Annotated in this window: 2 protein-coding genes; both read right to left on the bottom strand. The window is 72.5% G+C overall.

What is annotated here, in order from left to right:
• A partial coding sequence (locus ACFV0O_RS41295; RefSeq protein ID WP_380350179.1) for a type I polyketide synthase occupies positions 1-3,181 on the bottom strand: 3,181 nt, incomplete at its 3' end.
• On the bottom strand, positions 3,181-3,491 hold a 311-nt coding region (locus ACFV0O_RS41290; protein ID WP_380350176.1), incomplete at its 5' end, for a phosphopantetheine-binding protein. The genes ACFV0O_RS41290 and ACFV0O_RS41295, both read right to left, overlap by 1 nt.

Here is a 3,491-nt window from a genome sequence, read left to right as displayed (position 1 = left end):
CCACCACAAAACGCGACCGCAACACCTCATGCCGCGCCACCAAACCCGAGAACGCCGACTCCAACGCCCCCACATCCACCACACCCCGCAACCGCCACATGCCGGGGATCGCGAGGTCCAGGCCGTCCAGCCCCAGTTGTTCGAGGAACCACAGCCGCTGCTGCGCGAACGACAACGGCAGCCCGCCCGCACCGCGCACCACCGGCACCAGCGCCGGGCCGTCGGCGGCCGTCGTGTCGGTGCCCCCGGAGGACGCCCCGGCCGTCTTGGTCTCGACGAGTTCGGCCAGTGCCGCGACCGTCGGCGCGAGGAAGACCTCCCGGACGGAGAGCCGGACGGAGAGCCGGTCGCGAAGTCGTGAGGTGAGCTGGGTCGCCAGCAGGGAGTCGCCGCCCAGTTTGAAGAAGTCGTGTTGCCGAGCCGGTTCGGCCACGCCGAGCACGTCCGTGAAGACCCGGGCCACGGCGGCTTCGGTGTCGGTGGCCGGCGCCTCCAACGTCACCCCGGGGTCGAGGTCCTCCTCGGCCATCCGCTCGATCGACACCGGGTCCGGCGCGGTGGGGTCCAGCCGGAACCTGGTGCGCTGGAACGGATAGGTGGGCAGCGGGACGCGCCGCCGGTCGGTTCCCACGTGGAGCCCCGCCCAGTCCAGCTCGTGTCCGGCGCACCACAGCGCGCCCGCGGCGCCGAGGATGTGGTCGAGTTCGGACACCGGGGCCGAGGGGTGCGGCAGGCTGGAGACGACGAGGTGGTGCTTCCCGAGGTCCGGGTGCCGGCGGACCAGTGTGGTCATGCTGCGGCCCGGCCCCACCTCCAGGACCGTCCGGTGGTCGACGCCGAGCAGCGTCGAGACGACATCGCCGAAGCGGACCGTGTTCCTCATGTGGTCGACCCAGTACCGCACGGTCGTCACCCGTTGCGGATCCACCGGCCGGCCGTCGCTGTCGGAGACGAACGGGATGACCGGCTCGCCGAAGGTGACGCCCTTCAGGTAGTCGCCGAATTCCTCCGTGATCGAGTCGACCAGGGAGGAGTGGCCGGCGCCGGGGATGTGCAGCCGGCGGACGTCGATACCCCTGGCCTCCAGCCGCGCGGTCAGGTCCGTGATCTCCGCCTTGGGCCCCGAGACCACGCACTGGTCCGGTCCGTTCACGGCGCCGAGCGAGAGGCCTCCGGTCAGGAACGCGGAGACCTCGGCCTCCGGCATCGGGACCGCGATCATCCCGCCGCTGGGCAGGGTCTCCAGCAGGCGACTGCGGCAGGTCACCACCGCCGCGGCATCGTCGAGCGTGAAGATCCCCGCCGCGCAGGCGGCGGCGTAGCTCCCCAGGCTCTGACCGGCGACGACCTCGGGCACCACGCCCCAGGACTCCCACAGCCGGTAGAGGGCCATCTCGACGCTGAAGATCGCCGCGTGGCTGACCGGCAGGTCGGCGAAGTCGGAGTCACCCGGCCCGGACACCCCGCCGAAGAGGAACGTCGGCAGATCGACGTCGAGCCGCGTGGCGAAGGCCGCCGCGCACTCGTCGAAGGCCTCCCGGAAGACCTTCTCGTGGCGGTACAGCTCCCGCGCCATCCCGAGCTTCTGCCCGCCGTGGCCGGGGAACACCATGGCGATCGAGCGTTCCCCGTCGTCGACGGGCTCGCTCGCGGCGGCGTCCGCCCGGGCGAGCTGCCCCGCCAGGTCGGCCGTGCTCGACGCCACGAAGGCCTGCCGGTGGGCGTGGCCCGCCCGGCCGGTCTGGGTGGTCCAGGCCACGTCCGCCAGTCCGGTGGCGGGGTGGTTCTCCAGGTGCTCGCCGAGCCGGGTCCGCGCGGCGGCCAGGGCCGGGCGGGACTTGGCGGACACCACGACGAGCTGGGACGGCTTCCCTTCCCCCCGGCCGGGAACCGGCGGCGCCTCCTCCAGGATGACGTGCGCGTTGGTCCCGCCGACGCCGAGGGCGTTCACGGCCGCCCGGCGCAGGGCACCGCCGGACGTCCACTCCCGCAGCTCCGCGTTCACCCGGAACGGGGAGTTCTCCCAGTCGATCTCCGGGTTCGGGGTCTCGAAGTTCAGGCTCGGCGGGATCCGGCGGTGGCGCAGGGCGAGCACCGTCTTGATCAGACCGGCGACCCCGGCGGCGGCATCGCTGTGGCCGACGTTGGTCTTCAGCGAACCGATCCAGCACGGACCGCCCGGCCGGTCCTCGACCCGGCCGGCGCCGTACGCCGCCGTCAGCGCGGCGACCTCGATCGGATCGCCCAGGCGGGTCCCGGTACCGTGCGTCTCGACGTAGGAGACGGTGTCGGGATCGACCTCGGCGATCTTCAGCGCGGCCTGCATCACCTCGGACTGGCCCGAGACGCTCGGCGCCGTGAAGCCGATCTTGTCCGTGCCGTCGTTGTTGACGGCGGTGCCGATCAGCACGGCGTGGACGGTGTTCCCGTCGGCGAGGGCGTCCTCCAGCCGCTTGAGCAGGACGATGCCCACCGCGTCCCCGCCGACGGATCCGCCGGCGGCCGCATCGAACGCCCGGCAGTGTCCCTCGCCGGACATCGCGCCGTCCTCGGTGTACTCGATCACCGGCGTCGGGACGTGGACGCTCGCTCCGCCGGCCAGGGCCATGTCGCAGTCCCCGGCGAGCAGACCCTGGACGGCCAGGTGGACGGCCACCAGCGAGGTCGAGCAGGCGGTCTGCACCGTCACGGCCGGGCCCCGCAGACCGAGTTGGTAGGCGACCCGCGACGTCAGGAAGCTCATCCCGGTCCCGAGTCCCAGCAGCAGGTCGCTCGGGCCGCCCAGATGCTCCCGCGCGGCACGCAACGACTCCAGGTGGCCGGTGTGGCTGCTGCCCGCGTAGACGCCCACCGGCCCGGGGAAGCGGGCCGGGTCCTCACCCGCGTCCTCCAGGGCCTCGACCGCGCACTCCATGAAAAGCCGGTGCTGAGGGTCGATCAGCATCGCCTCCCGCGGGGCGTAACCGAAGTAGTCCGAGTCGAAGCAGTCGGGATCGGTCAGTGCGGCGTACACCGCGTGGTGCGACACCGGTGCGGGGACCGGCACCGGCTCGACCGACTCCACCCCGTCCGCGAGGTTCTGCCAGAACCCGTCCAGGTCCGCCGCGCCCGGGAACCGGCCCGCCATGCCGATGACGGCGATGTGCGCGGGGTTCACGTCGAACTCTTCGCCGTTGCTCATCACTTGTCTCCGTTCGAGGACCGGCGGTTGCGTCGCCCGCTCAGGCGCGCCCGGCCGTCCTGCCGGGCGCGCACGAGGGCCGTGGTGTCGACCCGGGCCGCACCACGGTCGGACAGGTACCGGGTCAGGGCCCGCACCGAGGTGTGCTGGAACAGGGCGATCATCGGCAGCGTGACGCCCAGCCGGGCGGTGACCAGGTTCCGTACCTGGGTCAGCAGCAGGGAGTGTCCGCCGAGGTCGAAGAAGTTGTCGTGGACGCCGACCCGGTCGACGCCGAGGACCTCGGCCCAGATCCCGGCGATGACGGTCT

The organism is Kitasatospora sp. NPDC059577 (assembly GCF_042735475.1).
GTDB lineage: Bacteria > Actinomycetota > Actinomycetes > Streptomycetales > Streptomycetaceae > Kitasatospora.
This window is presented reverse-complemented; position numbering and strand designations above follow the sequence as displayed.